This window comes from Massilia sp. (assembly GCF_032106685.1).
Lineage (GTDB): Bacteria > Pseudomonadota > Gammaproteobacteria > Burkholderiales > Burkholderiaceae_D > Telluria.
In genome coordinates this window covers 171,371-196,155 of the sequence record NZ_DAMCPG010000004.1, presented here as the reverse complement: position 1 = coordinate 196,155, position 24,785 = coordinate 171,371, and the positions used below count along the sequence as shown (strand labels likewise).

Annotated in this window: 22 protein-coding genes; 14 read left to right on the top strand and 8 right to left on the bottom strand. The window is 67.5% G+C overall.

The genetic code is table 11. From position 1 onward, the window contains the following. The 3 genes from RT688_RS04660 to RT688_RS04650 form a co-directional block, all read left to right on the top strand. Positions 1 to 3,461: autotransporter domain-containing protein (locus RT688_RS04660; RefSeq protein ID WP_313703676.1), on the top strand; the 3,461-nt coding region annotated here is incomplete at its 5' end. Positions 3,462 to 3,539: 78 nt separating this feature from the next. After that, complete coding sequence (locus RT688_RS04655) at positions 3,540 to 4,295, top strand: hypothetical protein (RefSeq protein ID WP_313703675.1); 756 nt, start codon at positions 3,540 to 3,542, stop codon at positions 4,293 to 4,295. Then, positions 4,292 to 5,095 carry a hypothetical protein gene (locus RT688_RS04650; RefSeq protein WP_313703674.1) on the top strand — a complete coding sequence of 268 codons (804 nt, stop codon included), beginning with the start codon at positions 4,292 to 4,294 and terminating at the stop codon, positions 5,093 to 5,095. Before RT688_RS04655 ends, RT688_RS04650 begins: the two co-directional genes overlap by 4 nt. A gap of 5 nt (positions 5,096 to 5,100) precedes the next feature. Here the strand turns inward: RT688_RS04650 and RT688_RS04645 are convergent, their stop codons facing one another. From RT688_RS04645 to xseA, 6 genes are all read right to left on the bottom strand, one after another. Further along, positions 5,101 to 5,931, bottom strand: coding sequence for a glycosyltransferase family A protein (locus RT688_RS04645; protein WP_313703673.1), 831 nt, complete (start codon positions 5,929 to 5,931; stop codon positions 5,101 to 5,103). Next, positions 5,928 to 6,755, bottom strand: a complete 828-nt coding sequence (locus tag RT688_RS04640; protein WP_313703672.1) for a glycosyltransferase — start codon at positions 6,753 to 6,755, stop codon at positions 5,928 to 5,930. Before RT688_RS04640 ends, RT688_RS04645 begins: the two co-directional genes overlap by 4 nt. A gap of 2 nt (positions 6,756 to 6,757) precedes the next feature. After that, positions 6,758 to 7,954: a hypothetical protein gene (locus RT688_RS04635; RefSeq protein WP_313703671.1), complete on the bottom strand. Its 1,197-nt coding sequence runs from the start codon at positions 7,952 to 7,954 to the stop codon at positions 6,758 to 6,760. Further along, positions 7,951 to 9,075: a glycosyltransferase family 32 protein gene (locus RT688_RS04630; RefSeq protein WP_313703670.1), complete on the bottom strand. Its 1,125-nt coding sequence runs from the start codon at positions 9,073 to 9,075 to the stop codon at positions 7,951 to 7,953. The genes RT688_RS04635 and RT688_RS04630 overlap by 4 nt, the downstream gene beginning before the upstream one ends. A gap of 174 nt (positions 9,076 to 9,249) precedes the next feature. Beyond that, complete coding sequence (locus RT688_RS04625; protein ID WP_312550169.1) at positions 9,250 to 9,828, bottom strand: superoxide dismutase; 579 nt, start codon at positions 9,826 to 9,828, stop codon at positions 9,250 to 9,252. A 119-nt stretch (positions 9,829 to 9,947) separates the two neighbouring features. Beyond that, on the bottom strand, positions 9,948 to 11,309 hold the full coding sequence (gene xseA, locus RT688_RS04620; protein WP_313703669.1) for an exodeoxyribonuclease VII large subunit: 1,362 nt from the start codon (positions 11,307 to 11,309) through the stop codon (positions 9,948 to 9,950). A gap of 729 nt (positions 11,310 to 12,038) precedes the next feature. On the opposite strand from xseA, the gene RT688_RS04615 reads away from it, so the two are divergent. From RT688_RS04615 to RT688_RS04580, 8 genes are all read left to right on the top strand, one after another. Further along, positions 12,039 to 12,323 (top strand): hypothetical protein, encoded by a 285-nt coding sequence (locus RT688_RS04615; protein ID WP_313703668.1) that lies wholly within the window; start codon positions 12,039 to 12,041, stop codon positions 12,321 to 12,323. 302 nt (positions 12,324 to 12,625) lie between these two features. Beyond that, positions 12,626 to 13,231 carry a MotA/TolQ/ExbB proton channel family protein gene (locus RT688_RS04610; protein WP_313703667.1) on the top strand — a complete coding sequence of 202 codons (606 nt, stop codon included), beginning with the start codon at positions 12,626 to 12,628 and terminating at the stop codon, positions 13,229 to 13,231. Continuing rightward, positions 13,231 to 13,671, top strand: a complete 441-nt coding sequence (locus RT688_RS04605; RefSeq protein ID WP_313703682.1) for a biopolymer transporter ExbD — start codon at positions 13,231 to 13,233, stop codon at positions 13,669 to 13,671. Before RT688_RS04610 ends, RT688_RS04605 begins: the two co-directional genes overlap by 1 nt. Before the next feature lie 73 nt (positions 13,672 to 13,744). Further along, on the top strand, positions 13,745 to 14,779 hold the full coding sequence (lpxK, locus tag RT688_RS04600; RefSeq protein ID WP_313703666.1) for a tetraacyldisaccharide 4'-kinase: 1,035 nt from the start codon (positions 13,745 to 13,747) through the stop codon (positions 14,777 to 14,779). Next, positions 14,760 to 14,930 (top strand): Trm112 family protein, encoded by a 171-nt coding sequence (locus tag RT688_RS04595; RefSeq protein ID WP_312550165.1) that lies wholly within the window; start codon positions 14,760 to 14,762, stop codon positions 14,928 to 14,930. Before lpxK ends, RT688_RS04595 begins: the two co-directional genes overlap by 20 nt. Positions 14,931 to 14,938: 8 nt before the next feature. After that, positions 14,939 to 15,703 (top strand): 3-deoxy-manno-octulosonate cytidylyltransferase, encoded by a 765-nt coding sequence (gene kdsB, locus RT688_RS04590; RefSeq protein ID WP_313703665.1) that lies wholly within the window; start codon positions 14,939 to 14,941, stop codon positions 15,701 to 15,703. Between the two features lie 196 nt (positions 15,704 to 15,899). Next, positions 15,900 to 16,556: an adenylate kinase gene (gene adk / locus RT688_RS04585; RefSeq protein WP_313703664.1), complete on the top strand. Its 657-nt coding sequence runs from the start codon at positions 15,900 to 15,902 to the stop codon at positions 16,554 to 16,556. A 283-nt stretch (positions 16,557 to 16,839) separates the two neighbouring features. Continuing rightward, positions 16,840 to 19,131: a sodium-translocating pyrophosphatase gene (locus tag RT688_RS04580; RefSeq protein ID WP_313703663.1), complete on the top strand. Its 2,292-nt coding sequence runs from the start codon at positions 16,840 to 16,842 to the stop codon at positions 19,129 to 19,131. Between the two features lie 12 nt (positions 19,132 to 19,143). Here the strand turns inward: RT688_RS04580 and RT688_RS04575 are convergent, their stop codons facing one another. After that, complete coding sequence (locus RT688_RS04575) at positions 19,144 to 19,671, bottom strand: DsbA family protein (RefSeq protein ID WP_313703662.1); 528 nt, start codon at positions 19,669 to 19,671, stop codon at positions 19,144 to 19,146. Positions 19,672 to 19,797: 126 nt separating this feature from the next. Then, positions 19,798 to 21,096 (bottom strand): acetyl-CoA hydrolase/transferase C-terminal domain-containing protein, encoded by a 1,299-nt coding sequence (locus RT688_RS04570; protein WP_313703661.1) that lies wholly within the window; start codon positions 21,094 to 21,096, stop codon positions 19,798 to 19,800. 172 nt (positions 21,097 to 21,268) lie between these two features. Here RT688_RS04570 and RT688_RS04565 point away from each other — a divergent pair, with 172 nt between their 5' ends. From RT688_RS04565 to ggt, 3 genes are all read left to right on the top strand, one after another. Beyond that, positions 21,269 to 21,916, top strand: a complete 648-nt coding sequence (locus tag RT688_RS04565) for a hypothetical protein (RefSeq protein WP_313703660.1) — start codon at positions 21,269 to 21,271, stop codon at positions 21,914 to 21,916. Between the two features lie 105 nt (positions 21,917 to 22,021). Beyond that, entirely contained in the window at positions 22,022 to 22,780 is a 759-nt protein-coding gene (locus RT688_RS04560; RefSeq protein ID WP_313703659.1) for a 3-hydroxyacyl-CoA dehydrogenase, read from the top strand. A 132-nt stretch (positions 22,781 to 22,912) separates the two neighbouring features. Then, positions 22,913 to 24,736 carry a gamma-glutamyltransferase gene (gene ggt, locus RT688_RS04555; RefSeq protein WP_313703658.1) on the top strand — a complete coding sequence of 608 codons (1,824 nt, stop codon included), beginning with the start codon at positions 22,913 to 22,915 and terminating at the stop codon, positions 24,734 to 24,736. The last annotated feature ends 49 nt before the right edge of the window (positions 24,737 to 24,785 follow it).

Sequence of the window (24,785 nt, the reverse complement as noted above, 5' to 3'; positions counted from 1 at the left end):
CCTTCGCTGGCGTCATCCAGGGCAACGGTGGCCTGAACATCGCCGGTGGCCACGAGATCCTGAGCGGCACCAACACCTATACCGGCGCGACCGCGATCGCAAACGGCGCAGGTCTGGAACTGTCAGGCTCGGGCAGCATTGCCGCCTCCAGTGGCCTGGTCAACAACGGCACGTTTGACATCGCCGCCACGAACAACGGCGCTGAAGTACAGTCCCTGTCCGGCTCGGGCGCGGTGCTGCTGGGCGATCAGACCCTGACCCTGACGAACGCGCATGACACCTTCGCTGGCGTCATCCAGGGCAACGGTGGCCTGAACGTCGCTGGCGGTAGCGAGATCCTTAGCGGTACCAACGCCTACACCGGCGCGACCGCAGTTGTGAACGGCGCGAACCTGGAACTGTCCGGCTCGGGCAGCATTGCTGCCTCCAGCGGCCTGGTCAACAACGGCACGTTCGACATCGCCGCCACGAACAGCGGCGCCGAAGTACAGTCCCTGTCCGGCTCGGGCGCGGTGCTGCTGGGCGGCCAGACGTTGACCCTGACGAATGCACACGACAGCTTCGCCGGGACCATCCACGGCTCGGGCGGCCTGGCCATCGCCGGCGGTCATGAGATCCTGAGCGGTACCAATACGTACACTGGCGCGACCGCAGTTGCAAACGGTGCAGGTCTGGAACTGTCCGGCTCGGGCAGCATTGCCGCCTCCAGTGGCCTGGTCAACAACGGCACCTTCGACATCGCCGCCACCAACAACGGCGCCGAAGTACAGTCGCTGTCCGGCTCAGGCGCCGTGCTGCTGGGTGAGCAGACCTTGACCCTGACGAACGCACACGATACCTTCGCCGGCGCCATCCACGGCTCGGGCGGCCTGGCCATCCTCGGCGGCCAGCAGACGCTGAGCGGCGACAATGCCTATACCGGCAAGACGGTGGTGCGCAATGCCACGCTGCGCACCGTGGCCGACGCCAACCTTGGCCGCGGGACCGCTGCACTCGAGCTGGACAACGGCACCTGGCAGACCGGCGCCGATCTGACCCATGCGCGCGGCCTGCTGCTGAGCGGCACGGGCACGCTGGACGTCGATGGCGGCACCACGACCTTCGGAGACGGCGCCGTATCGGGCGCGGGCGCCCTCGTCAAGCGGGGCACCGGCACCCTGGTGCTGCGCGGCGTGCTCGGCAACGGCGGCGGGCTGCAAGTCAAGGGCGGCACGCTGGCGCTAGAAGCAGTCAACACCTACACCGGCGGTACGACCGTGGGCCAGGGCGGCACGCTGCGCATCGGCGCCGACGCGGCCCTGGGCGCGGAAGGCAACGGGCTGACGCTCGACGGCGGCACCCTGCAGACCACCACGACGCTGGAATCGACGCGCGCCGTGCTGCTCACTGCCAACAATGGCACGATCGACACCCAAGGCGCCGATAGCGTTGTGTCCTGGCTGGGCAACATCAGCGGTGAAGGCCGCTTGGTGAAGGAAGGCGCGGGCACCCTGGTGCTGGGCGGCGACAACGGCGGCGGCAAGGGCAGCGCCAACCAGCGCGGCGACGGCTGGACGGGCGGCCTCACCATCAACGACGGCCTGGTCAAGGTCACCCATGCGTACGGCCTCGGCTGGGGCGGCGTGCTGACCTTCAACGGCGGCACCATCGTCGCGACCGTGGACATCGCCACCGGCCAGGACATCCGCATGGGCCGCTCGACCGCGATCTACACGGAGACGGGCACCACCACGACGCTGGCGGGCAATCTGCTTTCCGGCGCACCCGGCAACGGCTGCTTCACCAAGACCGGCCTGGGCACCCTGAACGTCACCGGCAGCGCCACCATCGACAGCACCTGCGTCCAGCAGGGCAAGCTGCTCGCCAACGGCAACTTCAATAGCCAGGTCACGGTGGCGCGCGGCGCGACCCTGGGCGGCGCCGGCACCATCAAGGGCGAGCTCCTGGTGCATGGCACGCTGTCGCCGGGCAATTCGCCAGGCATGCTGACGGCGGACGCCAACGTCACCATGGCCACCGGCAGTACCTACAAGGAAGACATCGGCGGCACCGTGCAGGCCTCGAGCGCGACCCCGATCGGCGCGACGGGTTACTACTCCTACCTGCACGTGGTCAACGGCAAACGCTTCGTGATCGAGCCGGGCGTGACCCTGGCGCCGGCGCTGAAGGATCTGTACACGCCGGACGAGCCGGGCTACGGCTCGGCGCCGCTGGCGCCGCAACTGGGCCAGACTTTCCGCATCGTCACGGCCGACGGCGGCATCAGCGGGCGCTTCGACATGCTGGCGCAACCTGCCGGCCTGGACGGCAAGCGCATGGCGGTGTTCTATAACGTGGATGGCAGCAACAGCATCGACCTGAAGGTCCTGCCGGCGTCCTACGCGGCATTCGCCGGCGGCGCCAATGCCAACGGCCGCGCCGCCGGCGCCGTGCTCGACACGCTGGTCGCGCGCGACGCCGGCGGCCAGGCGAGCACCGCGCAGACCGCATTGCTGTACCAGGTCGGTTCGTATGGCGCCGAGCGCCTGGCGCCGCTGGTGCGCGAGCTGGCCGGCGAAGTGCACGGCGCCCTGGCCGCGGCCGCGCCGCAAGCCGGCTGGGACCTGCAGCGCAGCGTCCTGAAGCACAATGCCGGCGCCGACGAGCGCGCCCTGTGGCTCGACATCACGGCCAACCGCGGCAAGTGGAGCGACGACGCGTCCGCGTCCGGCTTCCATGCCGACCGCGTCCAGGCCACGCTGGGCCTGGATTTGCTGCGCAACGGGGACACCCGGATCGGCTTCGGCGTCAGCCATGCCAACAGCAAGCTCGACGCGACCGCAGGCAGCGGCGAACTGCGCCAGAACAAGCTGTTCGTCTACGGCGAACATGCCGTCGGCGGCGTGCTCGTCGACGCCATCGGCGCCCATGGCCGCGACAAGACCGAGAGCCACCGTGCCGATCCGCTGGCGGCGGGCGGGGCGGCGCTGGCAGCGCAGGTCGACGGCAAGGGCTCGCTGCTCGGGCTGGGCGTGCGCGCCGAGCGCGAGCTGGCCGGCGCCCGGGTCGCGCCGTTTGCCCGCGTCACGGTGCAGAAGGTCGAACGCGACGACGCCGCCGAACGTGGCGCCTCGCTGGCAGGTCTCGCGCTGGACGCTTATTCCGCCACCGGCACGCGCCTGGTGGCGGGCCTTGCGGCAGCCTCGCGCAACGCCGATCCGCTGCAGGCCTCGACCTACCGCTTCAACCTCGGCGCCGGCGTCGATGGCGGCGACCTGCTGCGTCCGCGCCTGGGCACCGCGCTAACCGGTCTCGCCGGCACGCTCGACGCTCCACAGGTGGGCCGCGCTTTCGTGCAGGGCGGCGTCACCGGCACGCTGCAGCTGCGCAAGGGGAGTTACCTGTACTTCGGCCTGGACGGCGAAGCGCGCAGCGGCTACTACCAGGTCGGCGCCAACGCCGGCGTGCGCGCGGTCTTCTGACCTGGCTTGACCTCACCTGGTCCATGGCCCGGGCCGGCTGGCGCCGGGCCGGGCCTTTTTTCGGATAGACTGGCGCGCATGTTCGACGCTTTACCCCATTTCTGGATCAACCGCGAGGCCGATCTCCAGCGCCGGGCGCTGGCCAGCGAGTTCCTGGCGCGCGCCGGGGTCGTCCACGCGCGCGTCGAGGCGGTCACGCCCAAAACCCTGCCGCCGGTGTCCGTACGCAAGCCGCTCGTCAACACCCGCGCCGAACTGGCCATTTGCGCTTCGCACCTGCGCGCCGTCGGCGCCGCCTGGCGTTCCGGCAGCGCCGCAGCCGTCATCCTCGAGGACGACGTGCGTTCGCACTACCTGTTCGACAGTGCCGCCTTGCTGGCCGCCGCGCCGCCCGACTGGGAAATCCTGCAGCTGCACGTGAGCCATGCGCCGGTGGTGCGCGAGCTGGGCGAGCTCTACCTGCGCCACGGCATCCTGTGGCACGAATGGGAGCCGTCCTGCTACTCGGCGGGCGCCTACCTGGTCAGCCGCGCCGGCATGGAGCGGCTGCTGGCGCGCTACTGTCCCGATGGCGTGTCCCTCGACCTGAGCGGCGTGCATGCCTACGGCAAGCTGGTGGCCGACCATCTGCTGTACCGCCGCAGCGTCTGCTATACGGCGACCGTGCCGTTCTTCTTCAACGACGTTGCGCTGGCGTCGACCCATGCGCCGCAGCGCGATGCCACCCACCACCGCCCCGGGGCGCTCGGCGTCGACCAGGTGCGCGAGCGGGTCGCCGCCCAGGCGGCCGAACGGGACGCGGGCGGCTATCCGTTCGCGCTGCGGCCGTTATGATCGCCGCCCGCCACGCCGTCGCGGTGGTGATCGTCACCACCTGCCGCGCCTCGCTGGCGCGGGCGTTGCGCTCGGTGTTTCGCCAGCGCCTGGAGGGCGCGGGCGGGCGCATCCAGGTCCTGGTCGGCGTCGATTGCGACCCGCACCAGCGCCTGCACGGTCTGCTGGCATCGGTGGCGCCGGAATGCCCGCCCCACGTGACGCTCTCCGTGATCAACCTCGGCTACTCGACCTCGCAACGCCACGGCGGCCCGCATGCCTCGTTCTACGGCGGTTCGCTGCGCTCGGCGCTGACCCTGCTGGCCGACGCGCGCGTCGTGGTCTATCTCGACGACGACGACTGGCTGAAGGAAGAGCATTGCGCGCGCATCCTGAGCGCCATCGAAGGCCGCAAGTGGGCCTTCTCGTATTCGATCTACGCCGACGGCAATACCGGGCGCGAATGGTGCGTGGACGAACTGGAAAGCGTGGGCGTCGGCCGCGGCCTGTATGCGCAGGCGCTGGGCGGCTTCGTGCGCCCGAGCGGGCTGGCGATCGACAAGCTGCAGCTGCTGCACGTGGTGCACCTGTGGTCGTGCGCGGCGTTCGCCAGCGGCGACGGCGAAGACCGGCTGGTGTTCGAGCAGTTGCGGCGCGAGCCGCACGGCTGCACCGGCGTGGCGACGGTGTGCTGCGCGCTCGACCCGAACGACGCGCTGCACGCGCGCCGCGTCGAATTCATGCGCAGCCGCGGCGTCGAGTACACGGGCGAAGCGAAGCGCGAATCGAGCCGCGCGGCGCTGGGCAGCCAGGCGCGCTAGGTGCGCTAGGCCGCTGCTGCTGCTTGCGCGTAGTCGGCGTAGGGGCCGTGCGCGCCGAGGGCGGCGAGGGCGGCATCGTAGCGCTGCGGCGGCTCGACCAGGCTGGCCGCGGCCCAGATAGCCTCGAAATGCGCTCCGGTCCAGGTGTTGGCGCCGGTCTGGACATAGGTGTAGAGCCAGGGGGCGTCGAGCAGGGCCACGCGCCCGCGCCCGAGCATGGCGTGCAGCACGGCCGTGTCTTCGCCGCGCGCCAGCGCCGGATACGGCGGCACGCAGGCGCGCCGCGCCAGCATCGATCCTTCCCATTCGCGCGCACCGGAGACGCCGATGCGGCGCGCCTGCGGCGACCACAGCATCCAGCGGCTCAGGAACATGGCGTCCGCCCGCATCGACTGCAGCAGCAGCATGCCCAGTTCCAGGCGCTGCGGATGATACAGGTCGTCGTCGTCCCACTGGCAGACATAGTCGCCGCGCGCGGCGCGCAGCGACAGGTTGCGCAATTCGCCCAGGCTGGCGGCGGGGCCATCCGGCACCACCACGCGGATGCGCGCGTCGCCCAGCGTCCGGCAGTACGCCTCGACCGGCGTGCCCGGCGCGTCGCACACGAGCACCAGTTCGCGCTCGGACCAGCTCTGGCGGCGGAAGCAGTCCACGGCGAAGCGCGCGGGGAACAGGCGCCCGCGCGTGACCATCAGGCAGGACACCAGCGGCCGGCGCGACGGAAAGGCCAGCAGTTGCAGCTTGCCTTGCTGTATCAGCACGCCGTCCTCGCCCAGCTTGAAGTCGACGCCGCGTCCCGCCTGGGGCAGGAAATCCAGGATGCCGGCGTCGCTCATGGCAGGTAGGGGCGCGCCAGCATGGCGTAGGTGGTGGCGCCGGCACGCACGTACTCCTCGGTGAGCAGGCCAGCGTGGAAGGCGGTGAAGTCGGTGCGTCCGGCGTCCCACCACAGGTGGCTGCACAGGTGCAGGCTGAACACGTCGCGGGTGTCCGTGTCGAGCCGTTCGAACAGGTTGCGCATGCCGGCCGGGGTCCAGGGATGGCGATAGAAATACTGGCGCGGCACCACGTGCACCAGTTCCGGATGGGCTTCCCACAGGCGGCTGGCGAGCTGGCACGAGTGGCTGGTCCACCTGCCGTCGAAGGCGTCGCGCGAGCCGTCGAGCCAGCGTGTGACGAAGGCCGAACCGGGCGCCGCCATGATCAGCGCGTTGCACAGGGACGGGCGCAGGATGCCGCGCTCGTCGGGCAGGGCGCCTTCGTCGCCGAGCACGCAATCGTATTCGTACAGGTGGTCCGGCAGCGGCGCGACGAACAGGGTGTCGATGTCGGCGTAGACGCCGCCATGCTCGCGCAGCACCCGCAAGCGAATGAAGTCGGCCTCGTGGGCGTAGCTCCAGCCTTCGGCGGCGATGCGCCGTCCTTCCTCGGAGTCGCCGTAGGCCGCGGCCGGCAGCGCCTCGCGTACCACCGGACGCAAGCTCAGGTGCGGCTTGATGCGCTCCCACAGCGGGCCATGGGGCTCGTTGGCGTAGTGGAACCAGATGGCATCCGGCCGGTTCAGGCGGCGGCACGATTCCAGGCACAGGTAATGCGCCAGGTGGAAGGGCTCGGTCTGCTCCTTGAGCCCGAAGATGAAGTGGAACACGCGTGGCACCATGGTCAAGCTCCGATGGCCTGCCGGAACTGGCGCATGACGGCGCCTTCGGCATAGCGGTTGGCGATGGTTTCGCTGAGGCGGCGCGCGTGCGCATCGGGGTGGTCCCGGTGCGCGAAGCGGTAGCGCATCTTGCTGCGCGCGTCGGCCAGGTCGGCAATCGCCCACTGGTGGTCCGGCCCATAGGAGGTGCCCGGCCAGTCGATCGGCGCGAGGGTGCCGCCGATCAGGCCGGGATGGTCGCGGCCGAGGAAGTCGAGCTGGCCGCTCCAGCCGGTCATCAGGACCGGGCGCCCGAGTGCGGCGGCGTCGAACGCCCCCATGCCCCAGCCTTCGGCGCGGGTGAGGGAGACGTAGGTGTCGCCCACCTGGTGCAGGCGGTCGATCCAGGCGCCGCTGACGCCGTCGCCGGCCAGCACCCCGACCGTGGGCAGCTGCGTGCGGCCATGCGCGCCGCGAAACGCCGCCATGGTTTCCCGCACCAGCTGCAGCGAGGTCTTGCCCGCTTCGTGCGGCAGCGGGAAGTGCACCGGCTTGCTCGACGTCTTGATGCACAGTGCGACCGCTTCGTCGTGCCTGAACTCCTGCAGGAATGCCTCGATGAGGCGCGGCAGGTCCTTGCGCAGCATCCAGGCGCCGATCGTGTAGAAGACAAAGGCGTCGGCGCCGATGCCGAGCTGGCGCCGCAGGTCGGCGCGCTCCTGCGGCGTGACGTCGTCGTGCGCATGGCGGCGCATGTGGGGCACCACGTGCAACGGCACCGTGACGCCGCCGGCGCGGAACACCTCGGCATTGAAGCGGGACGGCACCAGCACGCCGTCATAGCGGTTCAGGATGGCCGGCCAGTGTGCCGGTATCCGGTCCGACTCCCAGGTGCAGTAGGCGAAATTGGCCTTGCCCGGTTCCAGGCAGGCCGGCAGGTGTTCCGGCACCAGGTGGGCGACCACGATGCGATAGTCGCGCGCGGGGCTGGTGTGGGCCAGGATCGCCGGCAGGTCGCGCAGGCTGGGGTCGTCGGCTGCCGCGCGCACCGCTTCGAGCAGCTGCGGCGCCATCCCCGGCACCCAGCGTTGCAAACCCTGCGCGCCCCAGAACACCGGCTGCCACTGGACGTCGAAGCCGAGGTTCAGGAGGCCGCGCAGGTAGGCCAGGCCGGACAGGCCGTAGCCGGTTGTATCGCCATGAGAGATGTATTTGATCATGTTGCGGTATGTGCAGTGCCTGCGATGTCGTGCGGGAGGCGCTCGACACGCAGCTCGACGATGCGCAGGCATGCGCCGTCGCCCGCAAGTATACCGACAAGGACATCCTTGCGGCTCACGGCAAGGTCGAGCGGAAGCGCCAGGGTCACGGGGCCGCCGTCGACGCGGCCGTGCGCTTCGGCGACCGTTTCGCCGCTGCCGTGCAGCGTCGCGCGCAGGGCCAGGGCGCCGCTCGAGCCCGCGGCCAGCACCAGCACCAGGCGGTGCCGGCCGGCGGAAAAGGGGATCGGCAAATGGCACAGGACCTTGCCCGACCCGCCGCGCAGCACCAGCTGCCCGTTCTCGACCGCGCCATCGCCGACGCCATGCCGGGCCAGGTAGTCGGCGCCCACCCGCGCCGGATAGTCGGCGGCATACACGAGGCGGGCGTAGTAGAAGTCGTTGTAGTTGTTGACGCCTTCGCGCAGGCCCAGCTGGTCCAGTCCTGCGGCCGACTTGGTACGGTAGCCGATCATGCGCCCATCGGTGGCATCGACGAAGGCCAGCGCTTCGGTGCTGTCGCGCTGGGCGACGTTGACGACCTCGCCCAGGTGGATCTGTTCGGGCTCGCAGTGCATGGCGATCGCCTTGCCGAACAGGACCGGGCCGGTCGGGCACAGCGAGGACACGCCGCGATAACGGTTGCGGCAATTCGCGACGATCATGCGGATCGCCGCTTCGAAAGCGGGCAGCCGCGGCGGCGCGGCGATGATCGTGTTGCTGACGATCCAGGGCGCATGCACGGGGCGGTCGCGAAACACGACCAGCTTGCCCGAGTCGACGGGCAAGGTCGCGTGGAAGAATACCGACAGGTCGGCATAGGCGCCGCCGAATTCGTGCAGCAGGCACAGGCGCGCCAGGTCGGCGCGGTAAGCGTAGGGCAGCAGCTCCTCGAACGCCCAGGCGACGTCCGCTTCCATGTGGCGGCGCAGGAAATCGCGGATGGCGTCACGGTCGTAGAGACCGTGCGGCAGGCCGGGATGATGTTCGCGGAAGGAAGCGATATTGCGCGCTGCCGCCGGCGGCAGGGTGGCCGGATCGACGATCGGCCGGTCTGCGATCAGGATGCTGAACAGTTTCATGGGTCGCGCAAGCGCAGGCCTGCCGCATAAAAAGAACGACGGCCCGGGCGAACCGGGCCGTAAGATCGGAGACGTCGTTCCGATCCGTTCGTCGTGGCGCGTTGTACGGCCACTCCTATCGTTCAGTCTTCATCAAGTCGTGCCGACCTGATCATGACGGAACGAACGCAGGCATCAAGCCATGTTCTGGTTCACGAATTCCCAGTTGACCAGGTTCCAGAACGCTTCCACGAACTTGGCGCGGGCGTTGCGGTAGTCGATGTAGTAGGCGTGTTCCCAGACGTCGCAGGTCAGCAGGGCCTTGTCGTCCGATGCCAGCGGGGTGTGGGCGTTCGAGGTGTTGACGATGTCGACGCCGCCGTCGGCCTTCTGCACCAGCCAGGTCCAGCCCGAACCGAAGTTGCCGACTGCCGACTTGGTGAATTCTTCCTTGAACTTGTCGAACGAGCCCCACTTGGCGTTGATCGCATCGGCGACCTTGCCGGTCGGTGCGCCGCCGCCGTTCGGGCTCATGCAGTTCCAGAAGAAGGTGTGGTTCCACACCTGGGCCGAGTTGTTGAAGACGCCGCCCGAGGATTTCTTGACGATTTCTTCCAGCGACATGTTTTCGAACTCGGTGCCCTTGATCAGGTTGTTCAGGTTCGTCACGTAGGCCTGGTGATGCTTGCCGTAGTGGTATTCCAGCGTCTCGGCGGAGATGTGTGGCTGGAGAGCGTCTTTGGCGTACGGCAGCGGCGGCAGAGTATGTTCCATGTCTTATTCCTTGATTGGTTGGAAACGAAGTGGTTGTTCCGAAACGGCATATTCTAAACCGGATGGGCGGACGTTGCATGTTTGCTGCGTAGCAGTCCGTCTATCCCGACTGATAACACCTATTCGAGCACCGACTGCACGCTCGACACCCGCACCTCGGCGCTGCCTTCGGCCAGGCGCACCGTCAGCGCCGTGCGCGCCTTGATCTGGCCGGGCGAGCGCAGCGCCTGGCCCTGGGCGTTGCTGACGATGGCATAGCCGCGCTCGAGCGTACGTTGCGGGTTCAGCAGTTCGAGCTGGGCCGCCAGCGCCGTCAAGGCGTCGCGCCGCTGTTTGACCTGGCTGCACACGCTGGCGTTCAGGTGGCGCTGCTCGGACATGATCTGCGCCCGCAGGGTGCGCAGGTCGGGGCGGTGGCGCGCCCAGCGCTGCTGCAGCTGGGCCAGGGTCACGCCGCCGCGGTTGATCGGCGCCCGCAGCGCATGGGTGAGCGAGGCGGCCATCGCGCGCAGTTTCAGGCGCTGGTGGCCGATCTGGGCGGTCGGGCTGAGCAGGCGCCGGCTGAGGTTGTCCAGGCCCTGGTTGGCCTCGGACAACTGGCGCCGCATGGCGCGCCGCAGGTCGAGCGCGTCGGCCGAGAGCGAGGCCAGCCAGTCCTCGCGCGGGGTGGCGGCCAGTTCCGCCGCGGCCGTCGGCGTGGCGGCGCGCATGTCGGCGGCGAAGTCGGCGATCGTGACGTCGGTCTCGTGGCCGACGCCGGCGATGACGGGAATGGCGCAGGCGGCGATCGCGCGCGCCACGCATTCCTCGTTGAAGCTCCACAGGTCCTCGATCGAGCCGCCGCCGCGCACTACCAGCAGCACGTCGACCTCGGCGCGGCGGGACGCTGTCATGATGGCTTCTGCGATCTTGTCGGCGGCAAACTGCCCCTGCACGGGGGCGGGGTAGAGCACGATGTTCACATGCGGCGCGCGGCGCTTGAGCGCCGTCAGCACGTCGCGCAGGGCCGCCGCCTGCGGGCTGGTGACGATGCCGATGCTGCGCGTAAACAGCGGCAGGGAACGCTTGCGCTCCTGGTCGAACAAACCCTGGCTCGTCAGTTTTTCCTTCAGGCGCAGGAAGGCTTCGTAGAGCTGGCCGACGCCGGCGCGGCGGATCGCCTCGACATTGACCTGGTAATCGCCACGCGCGCCGTACAGCGTCACCAGCGCGCGCACCTCGACCTTGTCGCCTTCGCGCGGGATGAAGCCGGCGTACTGCGCGCGGCTGCGGAACATCACGGCGCGCACCTGGGCGGCGTCGTCCTTCAGGGTGAAATACCAGTGGCCCGAGCTGGCGCGGGTGAAGTTCGAGATTTCGCCGCCGATCCACACTAGCGGGAAGCTGCGCTCGAGCAGGCGCGCGACCTGCTGGTTCAGCGCGGTGACGGACAGCACGGGTGGCGCGGCGTAGGCGGTGTCGGGGTCGTTATCGTTGAGCATGGTCGAATCCTGATGCATAAGCGGAGAAGCTTATGGCACATCCATGGCGGCCAGACAAGGGTTTTTTGAATCGAATTCGACCGCCTTTTTTGCGGGCAGCGGAGGGTGATTTGTTTTAAATCAATGACTTAGTTGGTGCGATGTTCAGTTGGGCACAATGTTATCCACAAAAATTGTGAGGAACTCAGCAGTAAGGACGCGGACCTGCCACAATTGCGTGCACGCGGAGCTATTCCCTGATGAATCAAGGACTTGGATGTCCTACCTTGGTCTTGCGCACATCTTTTTCCACAGTTTATGTGAAGAGATCATGCGAAGGCCGAGCTGGCGGACGCGTCTTGTGGGGAAGACTTGACCCTGCCATAGGTTGGTTGAGGCGAAACGATGGAGAAGAATGGTCGTGCTTAAAATGCGTGCAGGAGAATTTTTCTCTTTAAAATCAATGACCTTGTGCTACCGCAAGGCGCTTCCTCACAATTTTGTCCACAGAAAATGTGAAGAAGCGCACAACTGCCGGCCAGTCGGCCGATCCGCCTTTTCCTCACGTGGCGCCCTATGCTGGTGAGCGGACCCGTGCGCATCACATGGAAAAGCGCCTGGAGCGCGCCTTCTTCCTTCTTTAAGTCGAGCGCTACAGTATTTCGCAAGGCTTAATGTTGTGTTTGCTCAAAAATCAGGCGGGCTAAAAATGACGAGCATAATCAGATACTTAAGTCTCGGTGCAGGGCCTTGCTCACATTCTTTTCCACAGAAAGTGTGCATAGTCCCCAGGCCGCTTTCAAAGTGGTCGAGCAAGCGTACAGCATCCTCCACGGTCGCGGGGAGCGATGTGGACAAGCCGTATTGCCTACTTTCTTTGCAGGGATACTTTTTCCTTTTAAATCAATGGTGTTGATGTACATCAACGGCCTTGCTCACAATTTTGTCCACAAAAAATGTGGGGAAATGCTCGGTGCCCAGCCCGGCCAGCTTGCAGGTAAGGCTGCCGCATTCTTCAGCAGGGAATATTGTTGAGATAAATCATATACTTAGCGTGTGGAGAGTGGTATTGCGCACATTTTTATCCACAGAAAATGTTTAAAAGTCGGGTAAGGCAAATGCAGTGACGCATGCTTCCACCGGCGCGCAAACCCAGGTGCACTAGTCGTGCTGTTTTCTTGCGCAATGGAAAAATTCCCTTAAGAATCAAAGCGATTCTTGCATGGGACGGGCCTTGCGCACAATTTTATCCACAGAACTTGTGCAGAACTGTACTTGCCGCAGCGGCGGCAACTTGTTACATTGCCGAATTCGTTACTGTTCTGTCAGGAGTTCACTTGCTCGCCATTATCCAAGCCGCAGGCTGGCCCATCTGGCCATTGTTGATTGCCTCGATCATTGCCTTGGCCCTCATCATTGAACGCTTGATTTACCTGCGCCGCGAGAAGATTCTTCCGAAGCAGTTGCTGGGCGAAGTCATCAACGTCTACCGCAACAAGAAAGTGACGCCCGAAATCGTCAACACGCTGGAAAGCAATTCGCCGCTGGGCGCCGTGCTGGCCGCCGCGCTGCGCAATGTCGACGCCCCGCGCGAAGTCATGAAGGAGTCGATCGAGGAGGCCGGCCGCGGCGTCGCCCACGTGCTGGAGCGTTTCCTGACCACGCTCGGCACCATCGCCTCGCTGGCGCCGCTGATGGGCCTGTTCGGCACCGTGGTCGGCATGATCGAGATCTTCGGTTCGCAGAACGCGGCCGGCGCCAATCCGGCCCAGCTCGCGCACGGCATTTCGGTGGCCCTGTACAACACCGGCTTCGGCCTGGCGATCGCGATGCCGGCCCTGGTGTTCTACCGCCACTTCCGCGCCCTGGTCGACAGCTTCATCATCGACATGGAGCTGCAGGCCGTGAAATTCGTCGACGTCGTCCACGGTGACCGCAAATGATGGATTTCCGCCGCGGCCGCAAGCGCGAGGATCCGGAGATCAACCTGATCCCCTTCATCGACGTGCTGCTGGTCGTGCTGATCTTCCTGATGGTGTCGACCACCTACAGCAAGTTCACCGAGCTGCAGATCACGCTGCCGACGGCCGACGCCGAGAAGGCGGCGGAGAAGCCCTTCGAGATCAACGTCACCATCGACGCCAAGGGGAACTACACGGTGAACAACACGCCGGTGTCCTTTCATGGCGTGGCCGGGCTGGCCGACGACCTGAAGGCGGCCGCCCGTTCCGGCCCGAACGGCCAGCCGGTGGCGGACCCGGTCATCATCGTGAATGCCGACCAGTTCGCGATGCACCAGATGGTCATCAACGTGCTGGAGGCGGCGCGCCTGGCCGGCTACGACAAGCTGACCTTCGCCGCCCAGACCGGCGGCAAGAAGTAATACCGAACGGCCCGGAGTCCATGCGATCGCAGCAGGCGGACACCGGCGCCGCCCGCTGCAATCCAGGCCTTTCATGTCCAAGAACAATTCCCTCGAATCGACCCTGACCCGCGCCTGGCTGCGCCGCGGCCCGCTGGCCTGCGCGCTGTGGCCGCTGTCGCTGCTGTTCCGTGCGCTGGCCGCCCTGCGCGCGGCCCTGTTCCGCGCCGGCGTCCTGAAGTCCGGGCGCCTGCCGGTGCCGGTCGTCGTGGTCGGCAATATCTTTATTGGCGGTACCGGCAAGACGCCGCTCACCATCTGGCTGGCCGAGGCCTTGCTGCGGGCGGGGATGCGTCCCGGCGTGATCTCGCGCGGCCACGGCAGCGAAGGCGAAGCTCCTCGCGCGGTGACGCTCGACGCGGATGCGCGCGCCGTCGGCGACGAGCCGCTCCTGATCGCACGCCGCACTGGCGTGCCGGTATTCGTCGGCCGCCAGCGCTTCGAGGCGGGCAGGGCATTGCTGGCGGCGCATCCGGAAGTCGACGTCCTGCTCACCGACGACGGCCTCCAGCATTACGCCCTGGCGCGCGACGTCGAGGTGATCCTGTTCGACGGACGCGGCGTCGGCAACGGCTGGCTGCTGCCGGCGGGCCCCTTGCGCGAGCCGCCCGCGCGCCGGCGCGACTTCACGGTGGTCAACGCGCCCGAGATCACGCCGCGGCTGGCGCGCGCCGTCGGCGGACAGCCCTTCCGCATGCAGCTGGCGGGCGACATGGCCGAGCGCCTGCGCGACCCCGCCGAGCGCGCGCCGCTGGCGGAATTTGCCGGCCGGCGTATCCTGGCCGCGGCCGGGATCGGCAATCCGGGGCGCTTCTTCGCCATGCTGCGCGGTGCGGGACTGCGCTTTGCCGAGCTGGCGCTGCCCGACCATTACGACTTTCGCGAGGACCCGTTTGCGGCCAGCGATGCCGATGTCATCCTGATCACCGAGAAGGATGCAGTAAAATGTGGGCAACTTGAAAACCTGAAGCACGATCCGCGCCTGTGGGTCGTGCCGGTCAGCGCGCGCATCGATGCCGCGCTGGCCGAACAAATTGTGGAGAAATGTCGTGGACGCTCGACTGCTTGATATCCTGGTCTGCCCGTTGTGCAAGGGACCGCTCGAATACGATAAGAAGGCCCAGGAACTGACCTGCCGCCCGGACCGCCTGGCATACCCGATCCGCGACGGCATCCCGATCATGTGGGCCGACCAGGCGCGCAAGATCGAGGCGCTCTGAGCATCGGCATGGCGTTCACTGTCATCATCCCGGCGCGGCTGGCGTCGACCCGCCTGCCGAACAAGCCGCTGGCCGACCTCGGCGGCAAGCCCATGGTCGTGCGCGTCGCCGAGCGTGCCCGCGCATCGGGCGCGACCCGCATCGTGGTCGCCACCGACCATGCCGACATCATGGCGGCCTGCGCCGCGCATGGCGTCGAGGCCGTCATGACGCGCGCCGACCACCCGTCCGGCACCGACCGCATCGCCGAAGTGGCGCGCGCGCTGAACCTCGGGCTCGATGAAGTCGTGGTCAACCTGCAGGGCGACGAACCGCTGATCGATCCCGCGCTGCTGGCCGCCTGCGCCGCCCGCATCGAGGCCGGGGTGCCGATGGCCACCTGCGCGCATCCGCTGCACGAGGCGGCCGACGTGTTCAACCCGAACGTGGTCAAGGTCGTGCTCGACCGGCAGGGGCGGGCGCTGTATTTTTCGCGCGCCACCATTCCCTGGGCGCGCGATGCCTTCGCCGCCTCGCGCGAGGCGCTGCCGGCCGCGCTGCCGGCCGGATACGCGCCGCTGCGCCACATCGGCCTCTACGCCTACAGCAACGCCTTCCTGCAGGCCTATCCGGCCCTCGAGGTGTCGCCGCTGGAGCAGGTCGAGGCGCTGGAACAACTGCGCGTGCTGTGGCACGGGCATCCGATCGCGGTCCACGTCACCGACAGCGCGCCCGAGGCCGGCGTCGACACCCCGGAGGACCTGGCGCGGGTGCGCCTGCATTATGCGTCTTGACCTCCGCAGAAATTGATTTACGGACCGTCTGCGGCGTCTCAAAAAATTCAGTTTTTCGACCCCGTCGCTACCCGCCGGGGTTGGCGTTGACGCTGACTTTTGTGGTAAGTTTCGTATCAAGCTAGTCAGATATGCATCAATCCCGATTGTTTGCCAACACGATAACAATTTTCAACATCCGTCTTAGGAATTCTTCATGCGTCTCATTCTGTTAGGAGCGCCCGGCGCCGGCAAAGGCACCCAGGCTAACTACATCAAGGAAAAATTCAACATCCCGCAGATCTCCACCGGCGACATGCTGCGTGCGGCGATCAAGGCCGGCACCGAGCTGGGCCTGGCGGCGAAGAAGGTCATGGACGCGGGCGGCCTGGTCTCGGACGACATCATGATCGGCCTGGTGAAGGATCGCCTGCAGGAAGCCGACTGCGCCAACGGCTACCTGTTCGACGGCTTCCCGCGCACCATCGCCCAGGCCGACGCCATGAAGGACAACGGCATCAACGTCGACTACGTGCTGGAAATCGACGTGCCCGACGAGCTGATCGTCGAGCGCATGAGCGGCCGCCGCACCCACCAGGCATCGGGCCGCGTGTACCACACCAAGTTCAACCCGCCGAAGGTCGCCGACGTCGACGACGTCACCGGCGAACCGCTGGTCCAGCGCGACGACGACAAGGAAGAAACCGTCAAGAAGCGCCTGTCGGTCTACCACAACCAGACCGAAGTGCTGCTCGGCTACTACAACAAATGGGCCCAGTCGGGCCTGCCCGGCGCCCCGAAGTATCGCAAGATCTCGGGCGTGGGCCCGGTCGAACAAGTCAGGGACGCGGCCTTCGCCGCGCTCTCCGAGTAAGACAGAAAGCGGACGCAAGCGTCCGCTTTTTTTTCGGGGGTGTCGTTCATATCCCATCCCCCCGAGTGTGTAAAAAAGCCGCCAGGCAAGGCGCATCGGCGAAGACAGTACGCCAGTACGGCGAGACGAATGCAACGCCGCATGGAGGCTTTTTTTACGCGCTCGGGCGCACCAATGGTTTGAATCAAAGGTTTGCAGTACGCAGTGAGGCAGACTGCTCCGCCAAAGGGCTGGGCATTCTTTCAATGTGTGGTGTTATTTGATCGAGAACTAAGGGGACGATATGGCAGCAAACCTGATCACGTTTGCCGTGGCGTGTGGTGTCATCGCGGTCATCTACGGGCTCTGGGCGCGCGCCTGGATCCTGCGCCAGGATGCGGGCAACGCCCGCATGCAGGAAATCTCGCTCGCGATCCAGGAGGGCGCCGCCGCCTACCTGGGGCGCCAGTACCGCACCATCGGCATCGTCGGCCTGGTATTGCTCGTTGCCATCTACTTGCTGCTCGGCGCCTGGACCGCCATCGGCTTCCTGGCCGGCGCGGTGCTGTCCGGCGCCTGCGGTTTCATCGGCATGAACGTCTCGGTGCGCGCCAACGTGCGTACCGCCCAGGCGGCAAGCAAGGGCATGAACGAGGCGCTCGACGTCGCCTTCAAGGGCGGCGCGATCACCGGCATGCTGGTGGTCGGCCTGGGTCTGCTCGGCGTCACCCTGTTCTACTGGGCGCTCACGTCCTACGGCGATAGCGCGCTGTCGCGCCACGACGTGATCAAGCCGCTGATCGGCCTGGCCTTTGGCGCCTCGCTGATCTCGATCTTCGCGCGCCTGGGCGGCGGCATCTTCACCAAGGGCGCCGACGTCGGCGCCGACCTGGTCGGCAAGGTCGAGGCCGGCATTCCCGAGGACGATCCGCGCAATCCGGCCGTCATCGCCGACAACGTCGGCGACAACGTCGGCGATTGCGCCGGCATGGCGGCCGACCTGTTCGAGACCTACGTCGTGACCCTGATCGCCACCATGCTGCTGGGCGCGCTGATGATCGACGCCAGCGCCGGCGACGCGGTGCTGTATCCGCTGCTGCTGGGCGCGGTGTCGATCATCGGCTCGATCATCGGCTGCGCGATGGTGCGCGCCCGTCCCGGACGCAAGATCATGTCGGCGCTGTACACCGGCCTGTGGTGGGCGGCGGGGCTGTCGCTGATCGGGTTCGCCGTCATTACCTGGATGGTCTGGGGCGACGCGGCCATGCGCGCCAGCATGCTCGGCTGCGCGATCGTCGGCATCGTGCTGACCGGGCTGATGGTCTACATCACCGAGTACTACACCGGCACCGAGTTCAAGCCGGTGCGCCACATCGCCGAAGCCTCGACCACCGGGCACGGCACCAACATCATCGCTGGCCTGGGGGTGTCCATGAAGTCGACCGCCTACCCGGTGCTGGTGGTGTGCATCGCGATCCTGGTCGCCTTCCAGCTGGGCGGCCTGTACGGGATCGCGGTGGCGGCCACGGCGATGCTGTCGATGGCCGGCATCATCGTCGCGCTCGACGCCTACGGCCCGATCACCGACAACGCTGGCGGCATCGCCGAGATGAGCGGCATGCCCGATTCGGTGCGCGCGATCACCGACCCGCTCGACGCGGTCGGCAACACCACCAAGGCCGTCACCAAGGGCTATGCGATCGGCTCGGCCGGCCTGGCCGCGCTGGTGCTGTTCGCCGACTACACCCACGCGCTCGATTCGGTCGGCAAGTCGGTGGTGTTCGAACTGTCGAACCCGATGGTGATCGTCGGCCTGTTCATCGGCGGCCTGATTCCCTACCTGTTCGGGGCGATGGCGATGGAAGCGGTGGGGCGCGCGGCCGGCGCGGTGGTGGTCGAGGTGCGGCGCCAGTTCCGCGACATCGTCGGCATCATGGCCGGCACCGGTAAGCCCGAGTACGACAAGGCGGTCGACATGCTGACCGCCTCGGCGATCCGCGAGATGATCCTGCCCTCGCTGCTGCCGGTGGCGGTGCCGATCCTGGTCGGCATGCTGCTCGGGCCGGCGGCCCTGGGCGGCATGCTGATGGGCACCATCATCACCGGCCTGTTCGTGGCGATTTCGATGACCACCGGCGGCGGCGCCTGGGACAACGCCAAGAAATACATCGAGGACGGCAACTACGGCGGCAAGGGCTCGGACACCCACAAGGCGGCGGTGACCGGGGACACGGTGGGCGACCCCTACAAGGACACGGCCGGCCCGGCGGTCAATCCCCTCATCAAGATCATCAACATCGTCGCGCTGCTGCTGGTGCCGCTGCTGCCGGCGGCCGGGTGGATGTCGGTGTCGGCGCCGCAGATCGCGGGCATGCGCGACGTCTCGCAGGGGACCCTGCATTCGCCGGCAGCGGGCGCGCCGCACCGCGCGGCGCAAGCGCGGGAGGGCATGCCAAGGAGCCTGCCAACGAGCGTGCCGATGAGCGCGCCGGATGCGGCGGCGCCGACGGCGCCGGGTGCCGCGCCGGCAGCCGGGGTGGCAGCCGGGACCGCCGAAGCAGGGCTGGCGCCTGCCGGGCGTGCGCCGGGCGGCTGAACGGCCGCGGGCTCAGGCCGCGCCCAGCGCCTTGTCGATCGCCGCCGACAGCGAGTCGTGGTCCGAATCGCCCTGGTAGCGCTCGCCATTGATGAAGAAGCTGGGCGTGCGGTGCGCGCCGAGCGCACGCGCCTGCTCGGCGTGGCCGTCGACGCGGTCGCGGTAGCGGGCGCTCTCGACCTCGTCGTCGAAACGGTCGACGTCGAGCCCCAGGCTGGCGGCGAGCGGCGACAGGCCGCCGGCGTCGAGCCTGGCCTGGTTCGCGAACAGGGTGTCGTGCATTTCCCAGAATTTGCCCTGGGCGCCGGCCGCTTCCGCCGCCTGGGCGGCCAACTCCGCGGACGGGTGCAGGTCAGCCAGCGGCAGGTGCCGGTACACCAGGGCCAGCCGTTCGCCATGGCGTTGCTGCAGTTCGGTCAGCGCCGCATGCGCGCGGGCGCAAAACGGACACTGGAAGTCGGCATATTCGATCAGGGTGACGGCCGCGTTCCTGCTGCCGCGCAGGTGATCGTCGTCCGAGATGCTCAGTTCTGTGCTCATCCATACCTCCACGGTGATGCCGGCGATGCCGGCGCGGCGACATGATGGCACGAGCCGTCCGCGGCGCGCCGCAAGTTTCCGCGCGTCAGCTTCCTGCCGACGCACCGCCTGTCCGGGCCGGCGCCGTCAGAACACGCACATCCTGTTCGCCTCTTCGCGCAGCCAGCCGCGGAAGTCCGGGTGGGCAATCGCGATCAATTCCCGGGCGCGCTGCTTGGCCGACTTGCCGCGCAGCTGGGCCACGCCGTACTCGGTGACCACGTAGTTGACGTCGTTCTTGCTGGTGGTGGCGTGGGTGCCGGGCGTGAGCGTGGGCACGATGCGCGAGATGGTGCCGTCCTTCGCGGTGGAAGGCAGCACGATGAAGGACTGGCCGCCGCGCGAGCGGTTGGCGGCGCGTACGAAGTCGACCTGGCCGCCGGTGCCGGAATAGGGCAGGTGGGCGATGCTCTCGCTGCCGCACTGGCCCAGCAGGTCGACCTGCAGGCTGGCGTTGATCGACACCAGCTTGTCGTTCTGCCCGGCGATGTACGGGTCGTTGGTGAAGTTCGAAGGGTGCATCTCGAGCATCGGGTTCTGGTGCATGAACTCGTACAGGCGGCGCGAGCCGAGGGCGAAGGTCGCCACCATCTTGCCCGGCAGCAAGGTCTTGCGCCGGTTGGTGACGGCGCCGCACTCGACCAGCTTGAGGATGCCGTCGCCGATCATCTCGGTGTGGATGCCGAGGTCCTGCTTGTGGGTCAGCTGCATCACCACCGCGTCGGGAATGCCGCCGTAGCCGATCTGCAGGGTCGAGCCGTCCTCGATCATGTCGGCCACGTGCTTGCCGATGGCTTCCTGCACCGGGCCGATGGTGGGCAGGCCGACTTCCATGATCGGATCCTCGCTCTCGACCAGCGCCGTGACCTGCGACACGTGCACGTGGCACTGGCCGTGCGCGAACGGCACGTTGGGGTTCACCTCCAGCACCACCACGCGCGCCTTGGCGACAGCCGCCATGGTGTAGTCGGTGCCGAGGCTGAGCGAAAACCAGCCCTGCGGGTTCATGCTCGAGGCCATCGCGAACACCACGTCGGCCGGCATCAGGCCGCGCTCGATGAGGGCCGGGATCTCGGAAAAATAGTTCGGGATGAAATCGCACCAGCCGCCCTGGCCGCCGCCGCGCGAGGCGCCGCCGAAGAACAGGGCGGCGTGGCGCACGTGGCGCGCCGTGTCCTGCTCGAAGTAGCCGTACTTGCGCATCGCCAGGATCTGGGCCACGCGGACGTCCTGCCAGCGGGTGCGCTGCTCGGACAGGGCCGTGAGCAGGGTGGGCGGTTCGCCGACCCCGGTCGGGACGATGATCATGTCCTTGTCGCGCAGGTGCGCCAGCGCGTCCGAGGCGCTCGTGCGCCGGGCCTGGTAAAGCTCTTGAACCGTCTGCATTGCCGTCTCCATCTCGTGGTTGTGTAATCGCCGGCGTGGTCGCCCTGGTGCGGTCGCGGGCCGGCTTGTTCCGCCAGCGTAACGCCCGATCCTGACGTGGACTTGACGGCGGCGCGGAAGCGCGCGCCCCTGTCCACCATGGCGGAAGATAATTGTCCCATGGAGGTCTACCATGAAACGCGCCAAACACTCGAAACCCTACCGCGCGGCCCAGATCGCCCTGGCCCTGGTGGTGGCCCTGGCGGCGGCCGCCGCCGCGCACGCGGCCCAGCCGCAGCCGGCTCAATCCCAGTCGGGCGCCTCCCAGTCGAGCCAGGCGCCGCCGCAACTGACGCCGGTGCCGGCGGCGACCGGACCGCGCTACGGCCCGGAGCTGCATCCGCAGGCGCCGAGGTCCGAGCCCGGGGCCCAGCCCGAGCAGACCCCGCAGGCCCAGGAAGAGAAGGCCGGCGGCATGCCCCAGCAGCAGCCTCGCCGCGAAGTCGATCCCTCGGCGCGTCCGGCGCCCCAGCAAAAGGAGCCGGCCAACACCAACGGCAAGCAGGACCCGGACAAGCAGGCCAGGGCGGCGCCGCGCCGCTCGGTGCAGGCCAACGTGGCGCGGGTGCCTGCAGTCCAGAGCGCGCCGGGCTTGCCGATGGCCGCCCCGCCGCCTGCCCAACCGCAGCCCCTGCGCGCCGCTCCGTCCCAGGTCAATTGTGTCGGCAACACCTGCAACGACGCGGCCGGCACCACCTACCACACCGGCGTGGGCAACGCGGCGGTCACCAGTCAGGGCCGCCTGTGCACCCAGCATGGCAAGACAATGCAATGCTTTTAATGCCTGCCGTTTAACGTGGACGTGGTTTTTTCCGCCAAAAGTTCGCTACAATCCCGTGGGTTGACGTTAACGTAAACGTCAAAAAGAACGCGAAAAGGAAAAACCATGCAAATTCAGAACAATGTGTTCATCGTCACCGGCGGCGCGTCGGGCCTGGGAGCAGCTACTGCGCGCATGATCACGGAGGCCGGCGGCAAGGTCGTCATCGCCGACGTGCAGGCCGAGGCGGGCGCGGCCCTGGCGGCCGAATTGAAAGGCCAGTTCGTCAAGTGCGACGTCACCCAGGAAGCGGACGGCAAGGCCGTCGTCGCGGCGGCGGTGGCCCTGGGCACGCTGCGCGGCCTGGTCAACTGCGCCGGCGTGGCGCCGGCCGTCAAGACCGTTGGCAAGGACGGCCCGCACCCGCTGGACGTGTTCCAGCGCGCGGTGAACATCAACCTGGTCGGCACCTTCAACATGGCGCGCCTGGCGGCGGAAGCCATGGGCAATACCGAGGCAGGCGAATACGGCGAGCGCGGCATCATCATCAACACCGCCTCGGTCGCGGCCTTCGACGGCCAGATCGGCCAGGCGGCCTACGGCTCCTCGAAAGCGGCCGTGGCCGGCATGACCCTGCCGATGGCGCGCGACCTGGCGCGCAGCGGCATCCGCGTGATGACCATCGCCCCGGGCATCTTCGAGACCCCGATGCTGATGGGCATGCCGCAAGAAGTGCGCGATTCGCTGGGCAAGATGGTCCCGTTCCCGCCACGCCTCGGCATGCCGAAGGAATACGCGCACCTGGCCAAGGCGATCATCGAGAACGTCATGCTGAACGGCGAGACGATCCGCCTGGACGGTGCCATCCGGATGCAGCCCAAGTAAAAACGCAGGGAAGGGCTCACCGCACTCTTAAAGCGTGGCATGAGCCATCCGACAATTTGATGTAGGATGCCAGACGATGTTGGGCGTGCACGGCCGCTGGCCGGCCACGCCCTTCCTTCTTTTGGAGAACCCATGATCAAGTTGAAGATGCGCGCCAGCGCCGCCGCCCTCGCCATCCTGGCTGGCGCCATGCCGGCCGGCCTGGCATTCGCCCAGGAGGCGACCCAGGCCCAGGCGACGGCCAACGACAGCGCCCAGCGCGCCCCCGAAATCGCGACCGGCTATACCGAGAAGGCCGGCTGGGCCGCGCGCAAGTACATGGTGGCCGCCGCCAATCCGCTGGCGGTCGAGGCCGGCTACGAGATGCTGAAAAAAGGCGGCAGCGCGATCGACGCCGCGATCGCCACCCAGATGGTGCTGACCCTGGTCGAGCCGCAAAGCTCGGGCATCGGCGGCGGCGCCTTCCTCGTGCACTACGACGGCAAGAAAACCCAGGCCTTCGACGGCCGCGAGACCGCGCCCGCCGCCGCCGACGAGCACCTGTTCGAAAAGCCCGACGGCACGCCGCTCTCGCGCACCGCCGGCGTCGTCGGCGGCCGCTCGGTGGGGGCGCCGGGCGTGCTGCGCATGCTGGAGCTGGCCCACAAGCAGCACGGCAAGCTGCCCTGGAAAACCCTGTTCGCGCCGGCGATCCGCCTGTCCGAGCAGGGCTTCCCGGTGAGCGAGCGCCTGAACGGCATGCTGATGTGGGACGCGCACATCCGCAAGGACCCGGCCGCAGCCAGCTACTTCTACGACAAGGAGGGCCAGCCCTGGCCGGTCGGCCACGTGCTGAAGAACCCGGCGCTGGCGAAGACCCTGCGCGAGATCGCGGCCAAGGGGGCCGACGCCTTCTATGCGGGACGCATCGCGCGCGACATCGCGCACAAGGTCAAGTCGCATCCGACCAACCCGGGCCTGCTCACGGCCAGGGATATCGCCAACTACCGCCCCAAGGTGCGCGAACCGGTCTGCAGCGACTACCGCGTCTACACCGTCTGCGGCATGCCGCCGCCGTCCTCGGGCGGCATCGCGGTGGCCCAGATGCTGGGCATGTTCGAAACGCGCGACATGGCGAAACTGGCGCCGGCCGACGGCGTGCCGGGGCCCGAAGCGGTGCACCTGTTCTCGGAAGTGGGGCGCCTGGCCTATGCCGACCGCAACCGCTACGCCGCCGACACCGACTTCGTGCCGCTGCCCGGACGCGGCCTGCCGGCGCTGATCGACAAAAATTACCTGAGCAAACGCGCCGCCCTGATCGGCGAGAAATCGATGGGCGAGGCCCCGGCCGGCACTCCGCCCGGCATGGAGCTGGCGTGGAACTGGGGCCGGGACAACGCCATCGAGACGCCGTCCACCTCGCACCTGGTGGTGGTCGACGGCCACGGCGCCGGCCTGTCGATGACCACCACCGTCGAGGACGCCTTCGGCTCGCGCCAGATGGTGGACGGCTTCATCCTCAACAACCAGCTGACCGACTTTTCCTTCGCCTCGCGCGACAAGGACGGCCCGGTGGCGAACCGGGTCCAGCCGGGCAAGCGTCCGCGGAGCGCCATGTCGCCGACCATCGTGTTCGACAAGCAGACCGGCAAGCTGGTGCTGGCGGTCGGATCGCCCGGCGGGCCGGCGATCATCAACTACGTCGCCAAGACCCTGGTCGGCACGCTCGACTGGGGCCTGAACATGCAGCAGGCGATCGCCTTGCCGAATTTCGGCAGCCGCAACGGGCCGACCGAGATCGAGGCCGGGCGCTTCCCGCAAGCGACGGTCGACGCCCTCAAGGCGCGCGGCCACAAGGTCCAGCAGACCGAACAGAACTCCGGCCTGCATGGCATTATGAAAATGTCCATCCATGGCGAGCCCTGGTGGTTCGGTGGTGCGGATCCGCGACGCGAAGGCGTCGCAAAGGGTGATTAAGCAACAATAATTTCCCTTTGGCTCCAGATTGTTTGTTACCCTTGCGGGG

Excerpts from the sequence above, each read along its gene's own strand:
- RT688_RS04655 (WP_313703675.1), top strand. The coding sequence starts at position 3,540 with ATGTTCGACGCTTTACCCCATTTCTGGATCAACCGCGAGGCCGATCTC.
- RT688_RS04650 (WP_313703674.1), top strand. The coding sequence starts at position 4,292 with ATGATCGCCGCCCGCCACGCCGTCGCGGTGGTGATCGTCACCACCTGC.
- RT688_RS04645 (WP_313703673.1), bottom strand. The coding sequence starts at position 5,931 with ATGAGCGACGCCGGCATCCTGGATTTCCTGCCCCAGGCGGGACGCGGC.
- RT688_RS04640 (WP_313703672.1), bottom strand. The coding sequence starts at position 6,755 with ATGGTGCCACGCGTGTTCCACTTCATCTTCGGGCTCAAGGAGCAGACC.
- RT688_RS04635 (WP_313703671.1), bottom strand. The coding sequence starts at position 7,954 with ATGATCAAATACATCTCTCATGGCGATACAACCGGCTACGGCCTGTCC.
- RT688_RS04630 (WP_313703670.1), bottom strand. The coding sequence starts at position 9,075 with ATGAAACTGTTCAGCATCCTGATCGCAGACCGGCCGATCGTCGATCCG.
- RT688_RS04625 (WP_312550169.1), bottom strand. The coding sequence starts at position 9,828 with ATGGAACATACTCTGCCGCCGCTGCCGTACGCCAAAGACGCTCTCCAG.
- xseA (WP_313703669.1), bottom strand. The coding sequence starts at position 11,309 with ATGCTCAACGATAACGACCCCGACACCGCCTACGCCGCGCCACCCGTG.
- RT688_RS04605 (WP_313703682.1), top strand. The coding sequence starts at position 13,231 with ATGGATTTCCGCCGCGGCCGCAAGCGCGAGGATCCGGAGATCAACCTG.
- lpxK (WP_313703666.1), top strand. The coding sequence starts at position 13,745 with ATGTCCAAGAACAATTCCCTCGAATCGACCCTGACCCGCGCCTGGCTG.
- kdsB (WP_313703665.1), top strand. The coding sequence starts at position 14,939 with ATGGCGTTCACTGTCATCATCCCGGCGCGGCTGGCGTCGACCCGCCTG.
- adk (WP_313703664.1), top strand. The coding sequence starts at position 15,900 with ATGCGTCTCATTCTGTTAGGAGCGCCCGGCGCCGGCAAAGGCACCCAG.
- RT688_RS04580 (WP_313703663.1), top strand. The coding sequence starts at position 16,840 with ATGGCAGCAAACCTGATCACGTTTGCCGTGGCGTGTGGTGTCATCGCG.
- RT688_RS04575 (WP_313703662.1), bottom strand. The coding sequence starts at position 19,671 with ATGAGCACAGAACTGAGCATCTCGGACGACGATCACCTGCGCGGCAGC.
- RT688_RS04570 (WP_313703661.1), bottom strand. The coding sequence starts at position 21,096 with ATGCAGACGGTTCAAGAGCTTTACCAGGCCCGGCGCACGAGCGCCTCG.
- RT688_RS04565 (WP_313703660.1), top strand. The coding sequence starts at position 21,269 with ATGAAACGCGCCAAACACTCGAAACCCTACCGCGCGGCCCAGATCGCC.
- RT688_RS04560 (WP_313703659.1), top strand. The coding sequence starts at position 22,022 with ATGCAAATTCAGAACAATGTGTTCATCGTCACCGGCGGCGCGTCGGGC.
- ggt (WP_313703658.1), top strand. The coding sequence starts at position 22,913 with ATGATCAAGTTGAAGATGCGCGCCAGCGCCGCCGCCCTCGCCATCCTG.